Source organism: Leeuwenhoekiella sp. H156, from assembly GCF_052218455.1.
Lineage (GTDB): Bacteria > Bacteroidota > Bacteroidia > Flavobacteriales > Flavobacteriaceae > Leeuwenhoekiella > Leeuwenhoekiella parthenopeia.
In genome coordinates this window covers 521,079-538,959 of the sequence record NZ_CP197499.1, presented here as the reverse complement: position 1 = coordinate 538,959, position 17,881 = coordinate 521,079, and the positions used below count along the sequence as shown (strand labels likewise).

Sequence of the window (17,881 nt, the reverse complement as noted above, 5' to 3'; positions counted from 1 at the left end):
GATAGAAAGCCTAATTAAAAAGAGGATCAAAAAAAAGAGTGCTTAAAAAAGCACTCTTTAGGAATTTCAGGTGATTTTAAAGGAGATCAGTTACTTTGATTAACACTTGAACTGTTAGTAACTCCCGTTTGGGTAACCGTACTTAGATGCGCAAGTCCGGTTTGGAAAACGCTGCTTTGGTTGGTGTTTCCATCCTGAAAAACAAGACTGCTGTTGGAGGTCCCATATTGAATAACACTTGAGATATTGGCGGTTCCTAACTGGTCAACGTTTGAATCGTGATCTGCTCCATCCTGATACACCGAACTCCGGTGAGACGTACCCAACTGATAGGTGTCTGCCTGATTGCGGTTACCCTGCTGGTCTGTTGAGGCGGTATTGTAGTTGCCCGATTGAACCAGATCGGAGTTGTTGTAATACCCGCGCTGATCGGTACCAAAATATCCGCGAGACAGACCGTTGCTCACATTGCCGTCACCGGTTTGTACAATGGTAGAGGTATTGTGATTCCCGCCCTGATGCGTACCCGAATTGTTATTGTTACCCACAGAGCTTGAGGTAGCGCGGTTGTGGCTTCCTACCTGTAAAATCCCCCAGTTTAAGGCAGAACCTCCGGCCCGGTTGCGGTTTCCCGATTGATAGGAGGAGGCGGTATTTACAAAACCCTCCTGTGTGATGCGGAATGCGTTGTCATCACCCAATTGTTCTATGGAAGCGGTATTATCATCATCGATCTGGTCGATATCTGCCGCATTGCGGTTCCCGATCTGCTGAATACCCCAGTTCAAACTCGTTAAATAGGTACCGCTGTTGCGGTCTCCCCGTTGTACCAGAGAAGCTTTGTTATCAGATCCACGCTGAAGGGTTGCGGCACCATTATCGTCTCCCACTGAAGAGGTTTCCGAAAAATTGCGCGACCCTGCCTGGTAGGTACCCCAGTCGTTTCCGAGGCCGCCGTAGTTTCTGCGACCTTCCTGGCGCACCATTGCAAGGTTGTCGTTTCCATTTTCAGCCTGCGTGACACGGTATTCATTACTGCTCCCAATTTGCTTGATATATGTATCCTGATTGGTACCAATCTGATCGATATCGGCATCGTTTGACCTTCCGGTCTGTCTCGAATCGGAAAAGTTAGTCAGCCCCTCCTGGTTGAGGTCTAAAATATGAAGTCTTCCGGCCTGTAGGGCATAGGACTCGTGGCCCGTTCCGGTTTGTGTAACTACACTCGTATTGGTCTGTGCGATTAAGAAGGTACCGCAGAACAGTGTTCCGAGCAAAAAAAACAGTTTCCTCATAACAGGTTGATTTAATTAATATATAGAATGGTTAAATGTCAAAATTGTATGCTGCCTGAGTTGGCCGGGGGTGCTTATAGAGGAAAGCAAAGGGTGAGTACTGGGCCAGCTACAAACACCTGTAGCTAATTTACGGGAAAGATTGGGTAATTGACAGCCGATGGGAGCTGTTTTTTAGGGCGGAAGGAGGATATTTGATTAAACCCTGTTTTTAATCGCTGAACGACTGCTCAATACATTTTCAGGATGCCGAAATGCTTTTTTAAAACCATTCCGGATGAATTGGAGTATTGTTTGAGCCTTAGTGTAACTATCCGGTCAGTTCAGCATCATAGCGCCATAAATGTTAAGGTTTTTTTATTCGGAATCTTAAAATCACGGGAATGCAGGAGCCGTATTGGGAAGGCTTTAGCACTTGATGCTAAAGTATGTATAAGACTCTTTAAATAGGCGGTCTTGCTTCTTATCTTAGTGAAACAAAATCAAAAACTATGAAACTTTTAATAAGCATCATCAGCGTCCTAATACTTTCTTTTTCGCCTTTAACTTCTAAAGAGGCGAACGCAGAAATCACTAACGATACCTTTGTAAATGCCGAACTTACCTTTGACGGCTATGAAGGGGAATACTACTTTTTTACCGACGCCGATTTACAGGCGGTGGTTCTTGAAAGCTCAAGCGAAATACCTATTGACCTGGAAAATGGAAATTATGAAGGTAGCCGGGTAATGGTAGCCTATAAAGCGGTAGACCGGTCTGCCGATTCGTCCAGTGAGGGAATCATCAAAAGCATTACGCTTGCCAATGACAAGTAAGATCTAAACATCTCAAAAAATTTTATCGAAAGCCAGACAATTCTTGTTTGGCTTTTCTTTTTGATGTCGGTCAATAGTAGAGCGGATTCATAAATCTCAAAGCTCTTCCAAAAACCGGTATTTTTAAAGCAGGCGACATCTTTAGAAAGCCTGGTTAGCTTGATTAGAGGTGGTTAGAGGGTGGTGAGATGTTGATTTTTTGAGAAAGGGAGTAAATAGAGTGGATAACTGAAAGAAGTCATTATTATCCAAGGGAGATAGTCAAAATCAGCTTTCAGTCACGGCAACTCCCAGTCAAAGCCTAGGCATCCCCTAGGATGGTGTATGAAGAGTGTATGAAAACGGGTTCTGAAAGGCTGAAATTTCACATTTTATTAACAATTAAAGAGAGCAGGGGACTGTACGGGTATCTGTGTTATTTAGAGTTTATTTTACTCGCAGATTTTTAAAGTACTAAGATCTTTAGAAGATGGTTTTAAAGTTGCAGCGGGAAAATAATTATCCTCACTGTCATCTTCCCTATATTCATACCTTATAACCCCGTTTTCATAAGTATAAATGATCCTATTGGCTTCGCCTATAGGATTTCTTAAAATTAATTCTTTTGGCGTATTTACGAGTATCGTATACTCCTCATAATCCAGTTCATTCATTTTAAGTGTATAATAGCAATCTGTTGGCACCTCATCCTTGGTATATCTCCAGTAATAGTGTTCTCTTAGGCCATTTGGGTCGGTTCCCGGATTAAAGACATGGTACTCGCTATATACTTCGAAATTCCAAAACGACTGATATACTTCAGCATCATATTCCAGTTCCCAGGCGTCTTCATTTTGGAGTCTTGCTAAAACACTGGTGTTATTAAAATCATCTGGTTGAATACTATCGTTATTCGTACACGATAAAAATATTAATGTGCTTAAAAAAGCTATGAAATGTCTCATTTTATAATTGTTCTTACTTTGATTAAAGTAAATAATTAGTCAAAGCTATAGTAAGGTCTTTTGGTTTTGAGTACTTCTTTTTTTTGTACCGCTTAGGAAGAATAATTGAATTAGTGTTTTTTCTATTAATTTCAAAATCTCATAAATTTTTCTGATAGACTGCCGGCAACAAAACTAAAAAAGGAAGGCTTCAGAGTGAAATTCAGGGAGAATAACTTTGTTACGTAGGGGAAATAAAAGTATAGATTCTATTTAAAGAAGTCAATTATAATCTTAAAAATGTTATAAATGAAAATGAGAGTAGGTTCATCAAAAAAACTACATTGTTCATTTTTGCATTATATCTCGTTTAACCCCTCGATTTCCTTCACCCAAAACCCCATTTCAACAAAACAGCTAAATGTTAAGCCGTAACCTCCCGGCTTAGATCCCCCGGGCCACACCAGATCCATCTCGAACGAATACCGAAGCAAAGCCCTCTTTTTTTGCTAAGACCCTGCAATCGTATGCGATTGTATGCAAAGGCGTTTAACGGTATGCAATAGCGTGCAATGGCCTGCAGGATTTAGGTCGGTGATTGGCTAACTCAAAATCCATCCCCGGCCCTTACTTAAAAGGAAGAGAGACTGATAGTAGAGATTTAAAAAACCTCCCTCCGAACTTTGGGATGGAGTCTGGAGGTTTGGAGGGATGTATGTTTGTTTGAATCGCGATACAATCGCGCACGACTAGGGGATGAAGCGAGGCTATTCTGAACCGATGGATTGAGATTCGTTTAACTTTTTGGGTTTAGATATTTTTTAAATAAAGTAAAAAGGCCAGTTACTACGTCAGCATCGGCCTACAAAGATTTATCGTAAAAAATTTGAAATGAGTGAGCGTTAAAAATTTTAGACTGTTTGAGCCCACCGAATTATTTTACTTAGCTCAATTAATCAAGGCGAGTTTCTAAAATTTAGCGAGGGAATGATAAATTTAGATAAAGCTTTGTCAGCCTAGATTTTTTTGGTTCGTTTTTTCATCGATGGAAAAAATGAACATAATAAGTTTGGAACACATAATCTGAAGTTTTATTGAATTTACTACTGGTATTTTAAATTCATCTTACAACCTACACTTCTACTGCGCTCTGTGTGACACGTGTAACCGGAATTTAAATCAACGGTACGCGATACAATCGCGCACGACTAGGGGATGAAGCGAGGCTATTCTGAACCGATGGATTGAGATTCGTTTAACTTTTTGGGGTTAGATATTTTTAAAATAAAGTAAAAAGGCCAGTTACTACGTCAGCATCGGCCTACAAAGATTTATCGTAAAAAATTTGAAATGAGTGAGCGTTAAAAATTTTAGACTGTTTGAGCCCACCGAATTATTCTACTTAGCTCAATTAATCAAGGCGAGTTTCTAAAATTTAGCGAGGGAATGATAAATTTAGATAAAGCTTTGTCAGCCTGGATTTTTTTGGTTCGTTTTTTCATCAATGGAAAAAATGAACATAACATGTTTCGAACACATAATCTGAAGTTTTATTGAATTTACTACTGGTATTTTAAATTCACCTTACAGCCTACACTTCTACTGCGCTCCGTGTGACAGGTGTAACCGGAATTTAAACCTCCTGTACGCGATACAATCGCGCACGAACAGGTGTAGCTTTAAGTTCTATCAGTTCATAGATACGATTTATCAAATAACTTTCAAGATTTAATCCATCCAGCATTTTCTGAAACTCGATTGGAGGCAGGTCTTCTTTCTCCAAAATCCATTTACAGGCCGTTGCAGAGCGTAAAGCATAAAAGAACTTTTTCAGTTTATAAGGCTCATCTTCTTTTAGTTCGTCCATAAACTTTTTAGCCATACTCAAATAATGATGAATCGTGGCGATTCTTGAATATTGAGATTTTGCCAATTCATTAATTTCCACTAAAAAGGCGCTATTCGATTTGTAAAGTATAGGCGATTGTATTCTTTCTAATAATGGCGCATTGGACTTTTGTAAAAGTCTCAGGGATTTTCTCAAATCCCAACCTGTGATGTCAATGTCATTGTTTTCGAGCATCAACTCAATACTATCTCTCTTCTCTGAAAGGGATAAATACCAATCTTTTCTATGAACGTATATAATTCTAATATCGAAATCACTGTCAGGCGAAGGAAAACCCCAGGCTCTTGATCCTGTTTCGCACGCCAAAAGAATTTTGATCTCTTTTTCCTTCTCCATTTTATCTAAATACTGAATTATTTTTTCGGTCATAGTATGCTGTTCTTGGAGTTAGATAGATTTCAATAAGTAGGTACTGATGTAAAACTATTATTTTTAACCGTAAACTTAAGATCACAACTTTGTAAAAAATGTCCTGATAGGTCTCATCCCTTCAGGAATGCTATCTTGCAGCTGTGAAGAAGCGAAACAAAATTCCCTGGCCAACTCAGGCTGCGATGGCGCAGGTCTATGAAAAGAACCTGTGGGGTGGTGGTGAAGCAGCATTTTATTCGGGGGCCGGTTCGCACGACCCCAAAACCGTAAACGCTTATGTAGAAGTGGCAGGTGCATTTCTCAGGAGTTTCAATCCACCGCTGCGCGTGTGTGATCTGGGTTGTGGCGATTTTAACGTGGGGAGCAGGTTGGTACCCTATACACAGCGCTATAAGGCGGTTGATATTGTACCAGATTTAATCGCCTATAATCAAAAACACTATCAAGCCCCGCAATTGAGCTTTGAAGTTTTAGATCTTGCGAAAGATCCCTTGCCCGATGGAGATTGCGCGCTCTTAAGGCAGGTATTGCAGCATCTTTCAAACGCCGAGATCTGCGCAATTGTACCCAAATTGTATGCATTCAGGTATGTAATTCTTACCGAACATCTTCCCGATTCCCCTTTTGAACCTAATGCAGATCTCATTTCCGGGCAGGGTATCCGACTCAAAAAGCAGAGTGGTGTCGATCTTTTGGCAGCTCCTTTTCATCTTAAGGTGAAAGAGAGCCGGGAACTCCTCAGCCTTTCCGCTCCCGAAGCAAAGGGAAACCTGGTCACGACGCTTTATACGCTCAACTAAAAAGGAGTTCCTGAAAACCGCTACGATGCAATCAGCAGTGTGAAATGAGCGGAGTTCCCTACATCAAACTTTAGCAGAAGCTTTAAAGCTGTATTCAAAATCCCTATTTTTAACCCGATGAACGTGTTGATACTTCTGCTTATCGGATTGACCTTGTTTTTGTCTGCAACTCCCTGCTGTACAGCTGATTTTGAAAATGCAACGGAGCATCAATCCTGTGAGGAATCTTCAGATTGTGAAAATACGCCCTGTGACGAACCCTGTTCGCCCTTTTTTACCTGTGGGAGCTGTACCGGCTTTTCGATACAGGAGTTAGAGACCTGTTTTCTTCTTCAGGAGCAGGTATCCCTGGCTGTACCGGTTTCAAAATTCAATCTTTACCGGGAAGATTACCATGAGACTTCCTTCAAGCCTCCCCGGGCTCGATTACAATCCGTTTAGTGTTTTCACCCTGGTGAAAACCAATTTTTTAATCACCTAAATTGAAGTCTTTTGAAACATCCTATCACGATGCTGTTCCTGCTGTTATGTAGTGCAGCTTTTGCCCAAAATACCTTTAAAGCAAGTCTTAAACACGCCGAAACCCGGCAACCGCTTTACGGCGTTTCCGTAAGCATGCAATCCTTAAATACAGGAGCCATTAGCGATGCCAACGGGGTTGTGGAAATCACCGGAATCCCCGATGGAATCTACACGCTTGAAATTCGCTACGTAGGTTTTGAAAACCAAAACCTTAGCCTTAGCTTTCCGCTCAATCCGGCCGATAAGAACCCCACCATTTATATGGAACCGGCTGAAGAGGAAATGGAAGAAGTGGTCATCCAATCTACCCGGAGTTCCCGAACTTTTCAGGATATACCCACCCGCATCGAGTTTATCGCGGGTGAAGAACTTGCCGAAAAAGGCAATATGAAACCGGGAGATATTCGTATGCTGCTCAATGAAAGCACCGGAATACAAACCCAGCAAACATCGGCCACCAGTTACAATTCGAGTATACGCATACAGGGCCTCGACGGGAAATATACACAGCTGCTGCGCGATGGGCTCCCGTTGTATTCCGGCTATTCGGGTGGTCTCAGCCTGATGCAGATAGCCCCGCTCGATTTAAAACAGGTGGAAGTGATTAAAGGTGCATCCTCAACCCTATATGGAGGTGGGGCTATCGCCGGTCTGGTTAATTTGATTTCGAAGACACCGGAGGAGGAGCCCGAACTCAGTTTTATGGCCAATGGGACTTCTGCACTGGGGCTGGACTTAAGCGGATTTTATTCGGAAAAATACGGTAAAACCGGAACGACTGTTTTTGCTTCTTACAATCTGGGTACGCCATACGATCCGGCAGATAACGGACTTACCGCGATTCCAAAGTTTGAACGTTTTACCTTAAACCCGAAATTCTATCTGTATCTGAATGATCAAACCACGATTAATGCAGGCTTCAATTATGTTACCGAAGATCGCCTGGGTGGTGCCATCGATTACGTAAAAGGGGATAGTGAAACCGGGTATTTTGAACGCAACACGACGGAACGCTTTTCAACTCAGGTACAGGCGAGCTATAGGCTGTCTGAAACTGCCAGCCTTAACCTGAAAAACAGTATTAGTCTTTTTGAGCGCGAGATTGAAGTGCCGGACTATAGTTTTGGCGGTCGGCAGGTGGCCTCATTTTCTGAACTCAATTATACCACCACAGGCCAGGATACCGAATGGGTGCTGGGTGTAAACTTATGGACCGACGATTTTACGCAGCAACAGGGGGCGGCCGGTCAGGATTTGAGTTTTACCAATTACACCCTGGGCGCTTTTGCACAAAATATCTGGGATTTTGAAGAACGATGGACTTTAGAAACCGGCTTGCGCACCGATTACCAAAGCAATTACGGTGCTTTTGTGTTGCCCAGATTTTCTTTGATGTTTGAACCTACCAACCTGCTTACGTTTAGAATAGGTGGGGGTCTGGGTTATAAAACACCTACCGTTTTTACCGAAGAGGTGGAGCGTCTGCAATTTCAAAATGTCATGCCCATTGCTGTAGATCAAACCGAGGCAGAGCGTTCTATAGGTTTTAACCTCGATGGTAATTACAACTGGTCGATTACTTCAGAGCTCAACCTCTCTACCAATCTGCTTTTGTTTTACACCCGTATCAACGATCCGCTTCTGCTGAATCAAACGGGAAGCAGTATGTACTCGTTCGATCAACCTGATGGCTATCTCGACAGCAAGGGTATAGAGGCTAATATGCGCTGGAAGTATCAGGATTTTAAGTTATTCATCGGCTATACCATGGCCGATGTAAACCAGCATTATCAGGGAACCAGCACCCAATACCCCCTGGTTGCGCAACACCGGCTAAACAATGTTCTGATGTATGAAAAGCACGAAAATTTCTGGGTCGGGCTGGAAGGCTATTATTACAGTCCGCAACTTTTAAATGATGGAACTACAGGGCAGGCCTACTGGATTTTGGGTGTGATGACCGAAAAAAAACTCGGGGAAAAGTTCTCCTTATTTTTAAATTTCGAAAATCTCCTGGATACCCGGCAAACCCGGTTTGACACCATTTATACCGGAAGCTTAAACGATCCCAACTTCAGGGATATTTACGCACCTGTAGATGGGTTTGTAATAAACGGAGGGTTTAAGTGGAAGCTTTAGACAAGGTCAATACGATCCAATTCATTTCCGGGCGTTTGGTTTTAAGCGGAATTGTAGTTGCTGCAAGCCTGAAGCGCAATCCTCAGCTAGTAGCTTGGGGATTGCGCTTTTTTCAGAGATCGTCAGGAACTGATTTAGGATTATGCCCCAGTTCCTTAAGGGCATCGACCATTTTTTGGACACCTCCCTCACTGCCAAATATACGGATTTCATCATCGCATCTTCGGTTGGGTAGGGGCTTAGCGAAACTGTATAAAAAGTACAAGTCTAAAGATTTTGAGATCGTTAGTGTATCGATGGATTATGATGATGCAAAATGGCGTAATGCTGTTGAAAAAGATCAAATGGAGTGGACCAACCTGATCGATTCTGAAGGGCTCGAAGGAGACGCGCAATTAGCAACGATTTTTCCGGAGTGATTTTGAGATGTTAGAACACATTGCTGTTTTCTGTTCAAAAAGAACAGGAGCATATATAAATAAGAGGCTGTCTAAAAAGCAAGGACGTGTCCTATTGAGCTTGTCGAAATATTCTCAACTTACTGATTGTCAAGATCGGTTTCGACAGGCTCAACTGAGACTGATGGTCGGTCTTCCAAACAGGTTTTGCTTTCATACCATGAAATTAAAACATATCAAGGATAAATCCATGAAAAAAGGCTGCCTTTTTAGACAGCCTCTTTTAGATGTTATTTTGGCTAATCAATTATTCAACAACATCGAGTTTACTAATTGCAGTGATCGTACCACCTACAACTTCTTTACCTTGCTTAGCAGTTGCACTGGCAACATCAATGCTATAGATCCAACTGCCGGTCTCGGTAGTGATCCCTACACTTACGGTACTTTTATCTTCAGAGACATAATTGCTTTTGCTTGAGGTTAGTACTACTGCATCAGGGTTAGGAGTACCACTTACAGGAGTTACTGTTTGATTATATACATCGATTATCGTATACTGATTACCACTTGCATAGGCCGATGTTTTTTCAGAGGCCATAATTCCTACAAATTTACCATCACCTGCATAGATGTGATCTGTAAGGTATAAACCGCCACTGGCTTCTTCAAGGTTGAAATAATAATCGTCAAATGCAGTGGTCCCGCTCGGGATACGAGTTACCGCAGAAGGTAAGGTTGAGGTAAGTTTGCCATTGGTAGTAGCTACCGATGAAGAAAATGCATAGGCATCACCGTGCTCATCCACGCTTAATCCATTTACAAAGTAGCGCCCGATAAAGCTGGTACGCTCATCATGAATCGTGGTTTCATATTCCATTTCAGGATAAGAAAACACAGCGATGTTGGCTTCGTTAGGATAGATAGAACCAAAAGAGTCATTACAGCATCCTTTCATAGTAAAGTAGGGGAGGTAAACTTTATCTCCCACTTGCGTAATCCAGGTGAAGAATGCCAATTCTCCAGATTCTTTATCAGCAAGTTCTTGGGTATTGATTTGCCCTTCAGCAACAAATTGTAGGGTATTGGTGTCAAAACGATACCAAGATGCGATTGGAGAATCAGCATTTCTTGAAATTTTGATCAACAGGATTTCGTCATCTACAGCGGCAAACGCTTGTACGGTTTCCGATTGAAAATCAGATAACTTTTCAAGTGATCCTTCAGCGTTCAATTCGTAGGAAGTCACAGCTCCGGGATTCCCCTGACCGTAAAGCATACTGAAGAATTTATTGTTGGTAGTGATATAGTAGCGATATGTTCCATCTTGCTCGATACCGTTTCCTGCAGTACTGATAGAGCCTTCAGTAATTGCGTCTGTTGTTAGAATATAATCAGCTACACCTTCTGAACCTGCCGCAGTAGGGGTAGCAGTAATGATGTATTTTGATTCAACCTCAGCTCCCGGCTCTTCAGGAGTTGTGCCGTCATCATTGCTGTCGCAGGCTGTAAAAAGTAAGCCCAAAAGTCCTAAAGTTCCAAAGATTAATTTTTCTTTTTTCATTGTTTACTTAATTAAGATTTGTTGTTTATAGAATTGTGTATTTGATTTTTCCGAAAAATGCGCGACCCGGTTTCTGTAATGAGAAATTATCATAGAGCTTACGATCGGTTACATTTCGGCACTCCAGTGTAAACTGTAGTTTTTTATTTAAGGTGTAGGTAAGGGTTATATCGTGCGCGAGTTGCTCAGGTACATTAAGCTTAACACTCCCTTGGCTAGGCCAATACAGATAGAATTCGTGCACATACAGCAGATTATAACCTATATTCAAATTATCTTCTGTTTTGAATACATCAAAAAAAGTATAGTTAGCATCAGCATTTCCATAGAGGTAAGGCATATTGGGAATGCGATCGCGATAAACGATGCTTTCTACTTTTGAATCTTCTACAAAACGGGTGTCATTTCTCAGCTCTTGATAAGTAACACTCAGACCGGCAGCAAAAGATTTACCGTGCTCATAGCGTATTTCACTTTCGATACCTGCGTTGGTTACACTTGCCAGATTATCCATGACTTGCATGTCTTGATTTGGGGTAAGTCTAGGCCGAATGAAATCGCTCGCGTCCCGATAAAAAGTATTGAGGTTAAAATTGATCAGATCACTTTTAAAGGTCAGCCAATAACTGCCTCCTATATTGTAATTGTAGCTCGATTCCGGCTTTAGGTCTGTGTTTCCACGAAGATTGATCACATCACCAAATAGTTCATTGGCCGCAGGAAGTCTGTAGGTTTTTTCAAAGGATGCTTTAAACTGAAGATTCTTATGTAAGAAGTAGGTAAACGCAGTACCATATCCAATAGGATTAAAGGTGTTTATGGTATTGAAATAGGCAACATCGCCATAATCACCTGTAGGATTGTAAGAAGCGGTAAACTCATTTTGCTGAAAGAAATTCTTCACAAATACCGACGCATTCCAGTTTTCTTGCTCATAGGTATAGCCGAGACCTAATACATTTTTCATCGTCTTTCTAGGCTCATCATAACGATCATTGTCAGGGTTTGCTTCATCTTCTCCTTTACGGTTAAACGTATTAAAGGTGTTGCTTAAAGCAAGGGTTTGATGCTCATCTATTTTGTAATCAAAAGAAGCGGTTGCAATACCGGTGTTGTTGCGATATTTATACAATGAGTACGAACTTTCCCCGCCCTGACCTTCATATTCTTTGAACTGACCTAACCAATTGTATCTGCGGTTGAGGGTGTCAATATTCTGTTCATAGCCTAAATTGTAATTGGCACTTATACGCGCATTTAACTTCTCGATGAGAAAATCATCTTTTTTATACTTTAAGCTGGGCATCACAATATTGGCTCTACGATGCCATCCCCCAAAGACACTAACCAGGCGGGCACCGGTTTGAATTTCCTGATAACTTTTGCCTAAAGTCACTCCTAAGAGGAGCTGATCTGCATACGATTTGTTGACCACCCCAACATTAACTATAGCGGTCTCATTATGGTACTGGTCATTAAAACGCGTTACCTCTTGATTGGGATAATATTCCCCTGTATTGATATCGGCGACATCTACATCTACCTTATAGGTATTGTCAGAGTAGTTCTGAAATGCATTTACTTGAGCCGTAAAGCCGGAGTCTGATACATAAATAGCATTTATGGTACTTCGATGTGTATTAAACGAGCCGTAGGAATACGAAAGCTCTAAATGATTTTGGGTATAGGAGTTAGTTACAATATTGACCGCACCACCTAAAGCGTCAGCACCTAAGCCAATGGGAACAACACCTTTATAGACTTCAATGCGATAGGCTAGATTTACAGGAATATTATTCAATTGAAAGGCTGAACCGAAATTTTCCATGGGAATACCATCGAGGAAAAATTTAATTTGTCTTCCTCTGAACCCATTTATCGAAAAATTCATTTGTGAACCTACACCACCGTTTTCTCTTACCCGCACACCGCTTACTTTGTCAAGAGCGTGACCCAGGTCTAAAGTAGTATTGCTTAGTTTTTTGGTGTCAACCACACTTACATTAAAGGCTTTATCGCGTATTTGCTGAACCACACTTTTTCCAGTCACGGTAATTTCATCCAAGGCATTGGTGGCTTCTTCAAGGTTGACATCAATTCGAAGTTGGGTAGTACCGGTAAAACTTATCGACTTTTGGAATGTTTCAAATCCCATATAAGAGATTTCAATTATAAAGTCGCCATTGCGTGCGCTTTTAAGTTGGTAAGCACCGTTATATTCAGTTACAGTCCCGGCATCGGTACCCAGTATTAGAACTGTAGCGCCAGGGATGGGTTTTTGATTTTGATCAAGAATGTTACCTGAGATCACATTTTGAGAAAATCCAGAGCTACCTATAAGCAGCAGTGTAAGTACAATCAAAAGATTGTATCGTTGTTGAGACATAAAGCGTCGTAAATTGAAAGTTGAAAATGAATTATTTGGTCACCTTGAGTACGGTGTAATCGCGTTCGACCTGAGTTCCCATTTTACTCAAGACTTTATCTGTGTGAACTTTTAAAGCAAAATTTGAGAATCCACATAATTCTAAAATGCGTACCAATTCAACCGTTTCATAGAGCTCAAAGCCGTGAGTAGTAAAAGGCAGTTGCTCCATAAATTTGCGTTCTGCATATCCCAAGACCAGAGAACCTCCTTTTTGTAAAAGGTTATACAGTTGATTGATGATTTTGTTGGGGTCTCGCCAAAAATAAATGGTGTTTATCGCGATGATCTTGTTAAACTGTTCTGCAGGAAAATCCAATAATGTTCCGTTATATGTTTGAAACTGTACCGTACGCTGTTTAGCGAATACACTGTTATTTTTCTTAGCTTCTTCGACCATTAATTTAGAAATATCAAGTCCGGTATAGGTTATCAGCTCCTTATTCTTGAGCACTTGCGATAGATGCCATCCGTTACCAGGACCCAATTCTAGAATACTGTCTTTAGGTTGTATATCGAGTATTTTAAACGCATTGATGATCATTTCTTTGTTTGATTCTTGCATTTGCTTTGCAACGGCTAATCCTTTTGAAGCCGTAGGGCATCCTAGCTGATTAGCAAGCGCTGTTAATTCTTGTGCACTCCATCTTTTTTGTGTTTTCATAACACTATTATTTAGATTGAATATAAATTATCGCAAAGCTAGAGTGTAAGCTGTCATATCGACTACGCAAGGCGGAGAATCAATTACGTGATGCGGAGAATTATCAGGTGCTATTGCATAAACTTTGAGCGTTAAGGGGTTGCAGGTTGGGCTCCGGGACGTTCGTTATGCTTCAATTTAAAGACTACAGCAATTGAAATCAGACTCATCAACATCCAAAAAACGTCTACTACAAAGATTTGAGTGTAGCCTTGATCACAAGCCACCCAGGGCCAATTACCGGTAACCCATCCATTGGCAATAGGAACACTTAAAGCCAGTATACTACCTAGAATAAGACAGGTCTTATTGATAAGATAATTATTTCTAAGCGCTATCAATAGGATACTTAGGCCCAGCCAGCTGTAGAAGAAAATACTGTAAATAAAATGCTGTCGCGCATCACCCAGATCGTCTCCAAAAAGTTTGATGGCTGTAAAGGTCGCTGCAGTAACCGGATAGAGGCTAAGGCAAGCGGCCATATAAATATGAACCAACCATTTATTAAAAATACGTTTAGCGGGAGCCACCTGTTTTTTGTCTCTAGCCACCAACCAGATCAGTACGCCACTTAAGATCACAAAGCAGGTAATAAAACCTAGTACTAAATAAATAAGCTTCATTCCATACCCTCCAAAATCACCGTAATGCAACCTACGCAGGAGATTTAGTGAACCTTCAGCGTAAGAGACCTTTCCGTAAGGATCTTTAATATGTGCCAAATGACCATCTCGAGCGCGGTAGGTGATGTGTCCGGTACCTAAAAGCTTTTGATCAAAATCTGGAGCACCATAGATTTTTACGTGCATGCTTTGATCTCCATAATTAATAACATCTAGTGCTGTAAGCTTGATGTCTGGCCATTTTTTAAGCGTTTCAGCAACAAAATCATTTATAGATGGTACCGATTCTAAAGGCTGGTAAGTAAACTCATAGGTTGGGTTTTCTTCATATTCTATATCCTTTGTAAAAGCCTGGACATCGTCACCATAAATAAAAGACTGAATAGGCAGAAACATAACCATATAGCCTATAATCAAGAAGCACCCCGTAAGTGCAAACATAAACTGGTACGGTAAGCCAATCATCCCAAGGGCTACGTGGGCATCAGTCCAGATATTTTTCCATTTTCCTTTTGGGCGAAAAACATAAAAACTTTGAATGATTTTTTTCCAGTGTACAATGACCCCTGTGATTACGGCAAACAAAAAGAAAAAGGCTACAAAACCCGAGAGGTAATATCCTGAACGGCTGTAAAAGTTTAGCTGAGCAAAGAAATGTAATCTGTAGAAGAATTCTCCAAGACTATAGTTAGAAGTATAATTTTCTTTCTTGAAGGTATTCATATCCATATAAAAGAAGTTCCCTCGGCCGCCGCGTTGGGGGGCATCTTGAATCGTGGTATCTTTAGACTGCGTCATAGTGGCTCCGAGCCTACGCTCAAAGTAACGATGATTGAACATCAAATCCCTGCCATATAGGTCTTTACCTTTCTGCAGCTCACTTAAAGCCTGATCAAAATCTATAGTGCTAAAATAGTCGGAGCTGATGGGTTCATTACGCTCCCAAGCATTGATCTCATCCCGTAAGAATGAAATAGAGCCGGTAAAAAAGATGATATAAAGTAAGGCGCTTATTACAATACCGCTAATGGTATGTGTGTGAAAAAACACATTGTACAGACGTTGTCCCATGAAAGAAAATAGAGTTAGAGGATGTAGATTATACCAAGTAATCCGGCAATTATAATCGTATAAACCACCAGGATTTTATATCCGTTCTTAAACAGATACGATACTAAGAAAAGGCTTACCCAAACAGCAAACCCACCATATTGAAGGCTTATCAGGGTTTCGGTAGGAGCTGCTATTTTAAGTACAACGATAAACAGGAGTTGGGTGATAATATAACCACCTATAAAGCCTGCAATGAATTTGGAGAGTCGTTGCCATGGTGAACGCGTAAGATGTTTTTTATTAGCTGGCATGATTAAATGTATAATTCAAGAGCTAGTGCAACTATAAACAGCAGCACTAGGTGTTTACTATTGATTAGATATAGCGGTCCTATCAAGAGAATTGCACTTGCCACGGTCATTAAAATGACAAGAAAAGAAAATAAACCAGAGCCAAAGCCCAAACTGAGTATGCACAACAGCAACCCCAGAGTTTGCAGTAGAAGTCCTAAATAGTTACTGGTCTTGGCATTGGATTGTGCCCAAGTGACAAGAGGATTGGTTTTAGGTAGGAGGGCCCGTTTGGAGGTAATGTAACAGCAATAGTATCCTAAAGCGGTCATTCCAATACTTAAACTCAGCATAGGGTTGGGTTTATAAAAAATTCACGAAGGCAAATATGTGAACTAATCCATCGAATTTATGTACGTCAGACGGAGAAAAAAATACGTCAGGAGGAATTTAAATTGAAATAGGATTAAACAACCTCAGGGTAAGCCCACGAGGCATTGGTTGGAAACAAATTTTCAATTTCGAGGCAAGACTCGGAGTATTAAACCCTTTGATGGTTAACCTAGGTATCTATTCTATTGTTTTTAAGGGTTTCTTGTATTTCTATATGAAACAGCACTCCTTCAAGGAGTTCTTCAAGATCAGCTAGAACTAATGGGTCGATAAGCAAGCATAATTCACTACCCACATCAGGTAAGTACAACTTATCGGGAAGTCTCCCTTGACAGTATTCACAATAGCACGGCGTAAAATGGGATTTAGCAGTATCAAGCAGCGTAAGAAGATCTTTTTTAGACATAAAAATTCCCATAGCGCCAATTACCAATTGATACTTATGTTTTGGATTTGGAAGCTTATTTAATTCGTAAACTGAGCCGTATGGATTTGCGTATATGAGGATCATTTCAGACATAGCTAAAAGCTTTTAATTTTTATTATTTAGATTAAATAAAAATAATACTTTTGTTTCAAATGCTTCGATTTATACCGAAATGATAGATACGCGAGGGGGAGAAATTACACCCGAGAAAGACGCTACGCTACGCAGTATACCTATAGCCGTGCGTAATGAAATAGAACAAGCTGGAGCAAAATTCAGCCTAGAGCGTATTAATGCTGCACATATCGAAAGTGTAGGGTCTTTAGAGGAAGAGGGGCTCAGCCTCCGGGTGTTTAATTCCTTTTTAGAGGATTTTGCTGTTACTCGGGTACGACTTTCGAGTGCGCAACGCGTATGCTTACACTGGCCAAAAGAAGCTGCAGCGGTAAAAATAGTTCTATTGGTAGACGGACAAATCAATTTAAGTGTCGGGGAACATGCTGTAGCTATTGATCGAGAGCGTCTTAATATGGTCTATAGCAATAATGCCACCACTGAGATATACTCAATTTCTGGGGATATTGATTTTGTAATAATAAAATTATCAAAGGCTTTCATCAAAACCCTTATACCTCAAACTGAACACGACCTGTTCGAAAAGGAACCTCATTTCAAATCCTTTTTTAAATCGGGCTATAAGCTGACTCTTAAAATCTCGGAGTTAATCAGCCAAGTATTAGACTATAAATGTCCTGAATATTTAAAACGAATTCACTTACAATCAAAGATCACGGAGTTGTTTTTTCAGTTGATGTTAAACTATACTGCGGAAAGGGAAAGCAGTCAAGAATTGCCGATACATGTAGAAAAGCAAATGTATGAGGCCAAAAAACAAATTTTAGAAAACATAAAGAATCCTCATACATTAAAGACTTTAGCACGAATTATAGGTACTAATGAATATGAGCTCAAACGCAATTTCAAACAACTTTTTGGTATTACGGTATTTGGTTATATCAATGATATACGTATGCAACGGGCACAGAAATATCTTAAAAATACTCAGTTAACGATCGCTCAAATAGCAGATAAAATAGGTTACAAAAATCCGCAGCATTTTTCAACTGCCTTCAAAAAAAGTATTGGTTCAACACCCAGTGCTTATAGATTCGAAAATTCAAAATAATCAAAACATCAGGGCGCATTGTCAGTTTTGTAAGTCTCTATTTG

General features: G+C 40.6%; 15 protein-coding genes and 1 pseudogene. 6 read left to right on the top strand and 10 right to left on the bottom strand.

Annotated elements, in window-relative coordinates:
• Nucleotides 1-86: 86 nt before the first annotated feature.
• Nucleotides 87-1,295 (bottom strand): hypothetical protein, encoded by a 1,209-nt coding sequence (locus tag ACSSS3_RS02195; RefSeq protein ID WP_442846284.1) that lies wholly within the window; start codon nucleotides 1,293-1,295, stop codon nucleotides 87-89.
• 491 nt (nucleotides 1,296-1,786) lie between these two features.
• Here ACSSS3_RS02195 and ACSSS3_RS02190 point away from each other — a divergent pair, with 491 nt between their 5' ends.
• On the top strand, nucleotides 1,787-2,110 hold the full coding sequence (locus ACSSS3_RS02190; RefSeq protein WP_442846283.1) for a hypothetical protein: 324 nt from the start codon (nucleotides 1,787-1,789) through the stop codon (nucleotides 2,108-2,110).
• Between the two features lie 431 nt (nucleotides 2,111-2,541).
• Here ACSSS3_RS02190 and ACSSS3_RS02185 read toward each other — a convergent pair whose 3' ends face one another.
• Complete coding sequence (locus ACSSS3_RS02185) at nucleotides 2,542-3,054, bottom strand: hypothetical protein (RefSeq protein WP_442846282.1); 513 nt, start codon at nucleotides 3,052-3,054, stop codon at nucleotides 2,542-2,544.
• Between the two features lie 1,612 nt (nucleotides 3,055-4,666).
• On the bottom strand, nucleotides 4,667-5,311 hold the full coding sequence (locus tag ACSSS3_RS02180; RefSeq protein ID WP_442846281.1) for a nucleotidyltransferase domain-containing protein: 645 nt from the start codon (nucleotides 5,309-5,311) through the stop codon (nucleotides 4,667-4,669).
• Between the two features lie 185 nt (nucleotides 5,312-5,496).
• Here ACSSS3_RS02180 and ACSSS3_RS02175 point away from each other — a divergent pair, with 185 nt between their 5' ends.
• From ACSSS3_RS02175 to ACSSS3_RS02165, 3 genes are all read left to right on the top strand, one after another.
• A complete protein-coding gene (locus ACSSS3_RS02175; RefSeq protein WP_442847387.1) occupies nucleotides 5,497-6,114 on the top strand; it encodes a class I SAM-dependent methyltransferase in 618 nt (205 codons plus the stop codon).
• Nucleotides 6,115-6,237: 123 nt separating this feature from the next.
• On the top strand, nucleotides 6,238-6,555 hold the full coding sequence (locus tag ACSSS3_RS02170; RefSeq protein ID WP_442846280.1) for a hypothetical protein: 318 nt from the start codon (nucleotides 6,238-6,240) through the stop codon (nucleotides 6,553-6,555).
• 51 nt (nucleotides 6,556-6,606) lie between these two features.
• Nucleotides 6,607-8,775, top strand: coding sequence for a TonB-dependent receptor (locus tag ACSSS3_RS02165; protein ID WP_442846279.1), 2,169 nt, complete (start codon nucleotides 6,607-6,609; stop codon nucleotides 8,773-8,775).
• A gap of 108 nt (nucleotides 8,776-8,883) precedes the next feature.
• Here ACSSS3_RS02165 and ACSSS3_RS02160 read toward each other — a convergent pair.
• Nucleotides 8,884-9,006 (bottom strand): annotated as a pseudogene (locus tag ACSSS3_RS02160) (IS256 family transposase); the annotation flags it as partial.
• Here ACSSS3_RS02160 and ACSSS3_RS02155 point away from each other — a divergent pair.
• On the top strand, nucleotides 9,003-9,194 hold the full coding sequence (locus tag ACSSS3_RS02155; RefSeq protein WP_442846278.1) for a peroxiredoxin family protein: 192 nt from the start codon (nucleotides 9,003-9,005) through the stop codon (nucleotides 9,192-9,194). The pseudogene ACSSS3_RS02160 and the gene ACSSS3_RS02155 sit on opposite strands and share 4 nt — an antisense overlap.
• Before the next feature lie 286 nt (nucleotides 9,195-9,480).
• Here the strand turns inward: ACSSS3_RS02155 and ACSSS3_RS02150 are convergent, their stop codons facing one another.
• The 6 genes from ACSSS3_RS02150 to ACSSS3_RS02125 form a co-directional block, all read right to left on the bottom strand.
• Entirely contained in the window at nucleotides 9,481-10,737 is a 1,257-nt protein-coding gene (locus tag ACSSS3_RS02150) for a DUF4374 domain-containing protein (RefSeq protein WP_442846277.1), read from the bottom strand.
• 25 nt (nucleotides 10,738-10,762) lie between these two features.
• The gene (locus ACSSS3_RS02145) at nucleotides 10,763-13,123 is read right to left on the bottom strand and encodes a TonB-dependent receptor (protein WP_442846276.1); all 2,361 of its coding nucleotides are present in this window, start codon (nucleotides 13,121-13,123) and stop codon (nucleotides 10,763-10,765) included.
• Between the two features lie 31 nt (nucleotides 13,124-13,154).
• A complete protein-coding gene (locus ACSSS3_RS02140; protein WP_442846275.1) occupies nucleotides 13,155-13,826 on the bottom strand; it encodes a class I SAM-dependent methyltransferase in 672 nt (223 codons plus the stop codon).
• A gap of 131 nt (nucleotides 13,827-13,957) precedes the next feature.
• Complete coding sequence (locus ACSSS3_RS02135; RefSeq protein ID WP_442846274.1) at nucleotides 13,958-15,559, bottom strand: PepSY-associated TM helix domain-containing protein; 1,602 nt, start codon at nucleotides 15,557-15,559, stop codon at nucleotides 13,958-13,960.
• 14 nt (nucleotides 15,560-15,573) lie between these two features.
• Entirely contained in the window at nucleotides 15,574-15,852 is a 279-nt protein-coding gene (locus ACSSS3_RS02130; RefSeq protein ID WP_442846273.1) for a hypothetical protein, read from the bottom strand.
• Nucleotides 15,853-16,393: 541 nt separating this feature from the next.
• Nucleotides 16,394-16,744 carry a hypothetical protein gene (locus ACSSS3_RS02125; RefSeq protein WP_442846272.1) on the bottom strand — a complete coding sequence of 117 codons (351 nt, stop codon included), beginning with the start codon at nucleotides 16,742-16,744 and terminating at the stop codon, nucleotides 16,394-16,396.
• 79 nt (nucleotides 16,745-16,823) lie between these two features.
• On the opposite strand from ACSSS3_RS02125, the gene ACSSS3_RS02120 reads away from it, so the two are divergent.
• Nucleotides 16,824-17,837 carry a helix-turn-helix transcriptional regulator gene (locus ACSSS3_RS02120; protein WP_442846271.1) on the top strand — a complete coding sequence of 338 codons (1,014 nt, stop codon included), beginning with the start codon at nucleotides 16,824-16,826 and terminating at the stop codon, nucleotides 17,835-17,837.
• The last annotated feature ends 44 nt before the right edge of the window (nucleotides 17,838-17,881 follow it).

What these genes read in the sequence shown, in the direction of transcription:
- ACSSS3_RS02190 (WP_442846283.1), top strand. Translation starts at nt 1,787, where the DNA reads ATGAAACTTTTAATAAGCATCATCAGCGTCCTAATACTTTCTTTTTCG.
- ACSSS3_RS02140 (WP_442846275.1), bottom strand. Translation starts at nt 13,826, where the DNA reads ATGAAAACACAAAAAAGATGGAGTGCACAAGAATTAACAGCGCTTGCT.
- ACSSS3_RS02120 (WP_442846271.1), top strand. Translation starts at nt 16,824, where the DNA reads ATGATAGATACGCGAGGGGGAGAAATTACACCCGAGAAAGACGCTACG.
- ACSSS3_RS02130 (WP_442846273.1), bottom strand. Translation starts at nt 15,852, where the DNA reads ATGCCAGCTAATAAAAAACATCTTACGCGTTCACCATGGCAACGACTC.
- ACSSS3_RS02185 (WP_442846282.1), bottom strand. Translation starts at nt 3,054, where the DNA reads ATGAGACATTTCATAGCTTTTTTAAGCACATTAATATTTTTATCGTGT.
- ACSSS3_RS02145 (WP_442846276.1), bottom strand. Translation starts at nt 13,123, where the DNA reads ATGTCTCAACAACGATACAATCTTTTGATTGTACTTACACTGCTGCTT.
- ACSSS3_RS02180 (WP_442846281.1), bottom strand. Translation starts at nt 5,311, where the DNA reads ATGACCGAAAAAATAATTCAGTATTTAGATAAAATGGAGAAGGAAAAA.
- ACSSS3_RS02195 (WP_442846284.1), bottom strand. Translation starts at nt 1,295, where the DNA reads ATGAGGAAACTGTTTTTTTTGCTCGGAACACTGTTCTGCGGTACCTTC.
- ACSSS3_RS02135 (WP_442846274.1), bottom strand. Translation starts at nt 15,559, where the DNA reads ATGGGACAACGTCTGTACAATGTGTTTTTTCACACACATACCATTAGC.
- ACSSS3_RS02150 (WP_442846277.1), bottom strand. Translation starts at nt 10,737, where the DNA reads ATGAAAAAAGAAAAATTAATCTTTGGAACTTTAGGACTTTTGGGCTTA.
- ACSSS3_RS02175 (WP_442847387.1), top strand. Translation starts at nt 5,497, where the DNA reads ATGGCGCAGGTCTATGAAAAGAACCTGTGGGGTGGTGGTGAAGCAGCA.
- ACSSS3_RS02125 (WP_442846272.1), bottom strand. Translation starts at nt 16,744, where the DNA reads ATGTCTGAAATGATCCTCATATACGCAAATCCATACGGCTCAGTTTAC.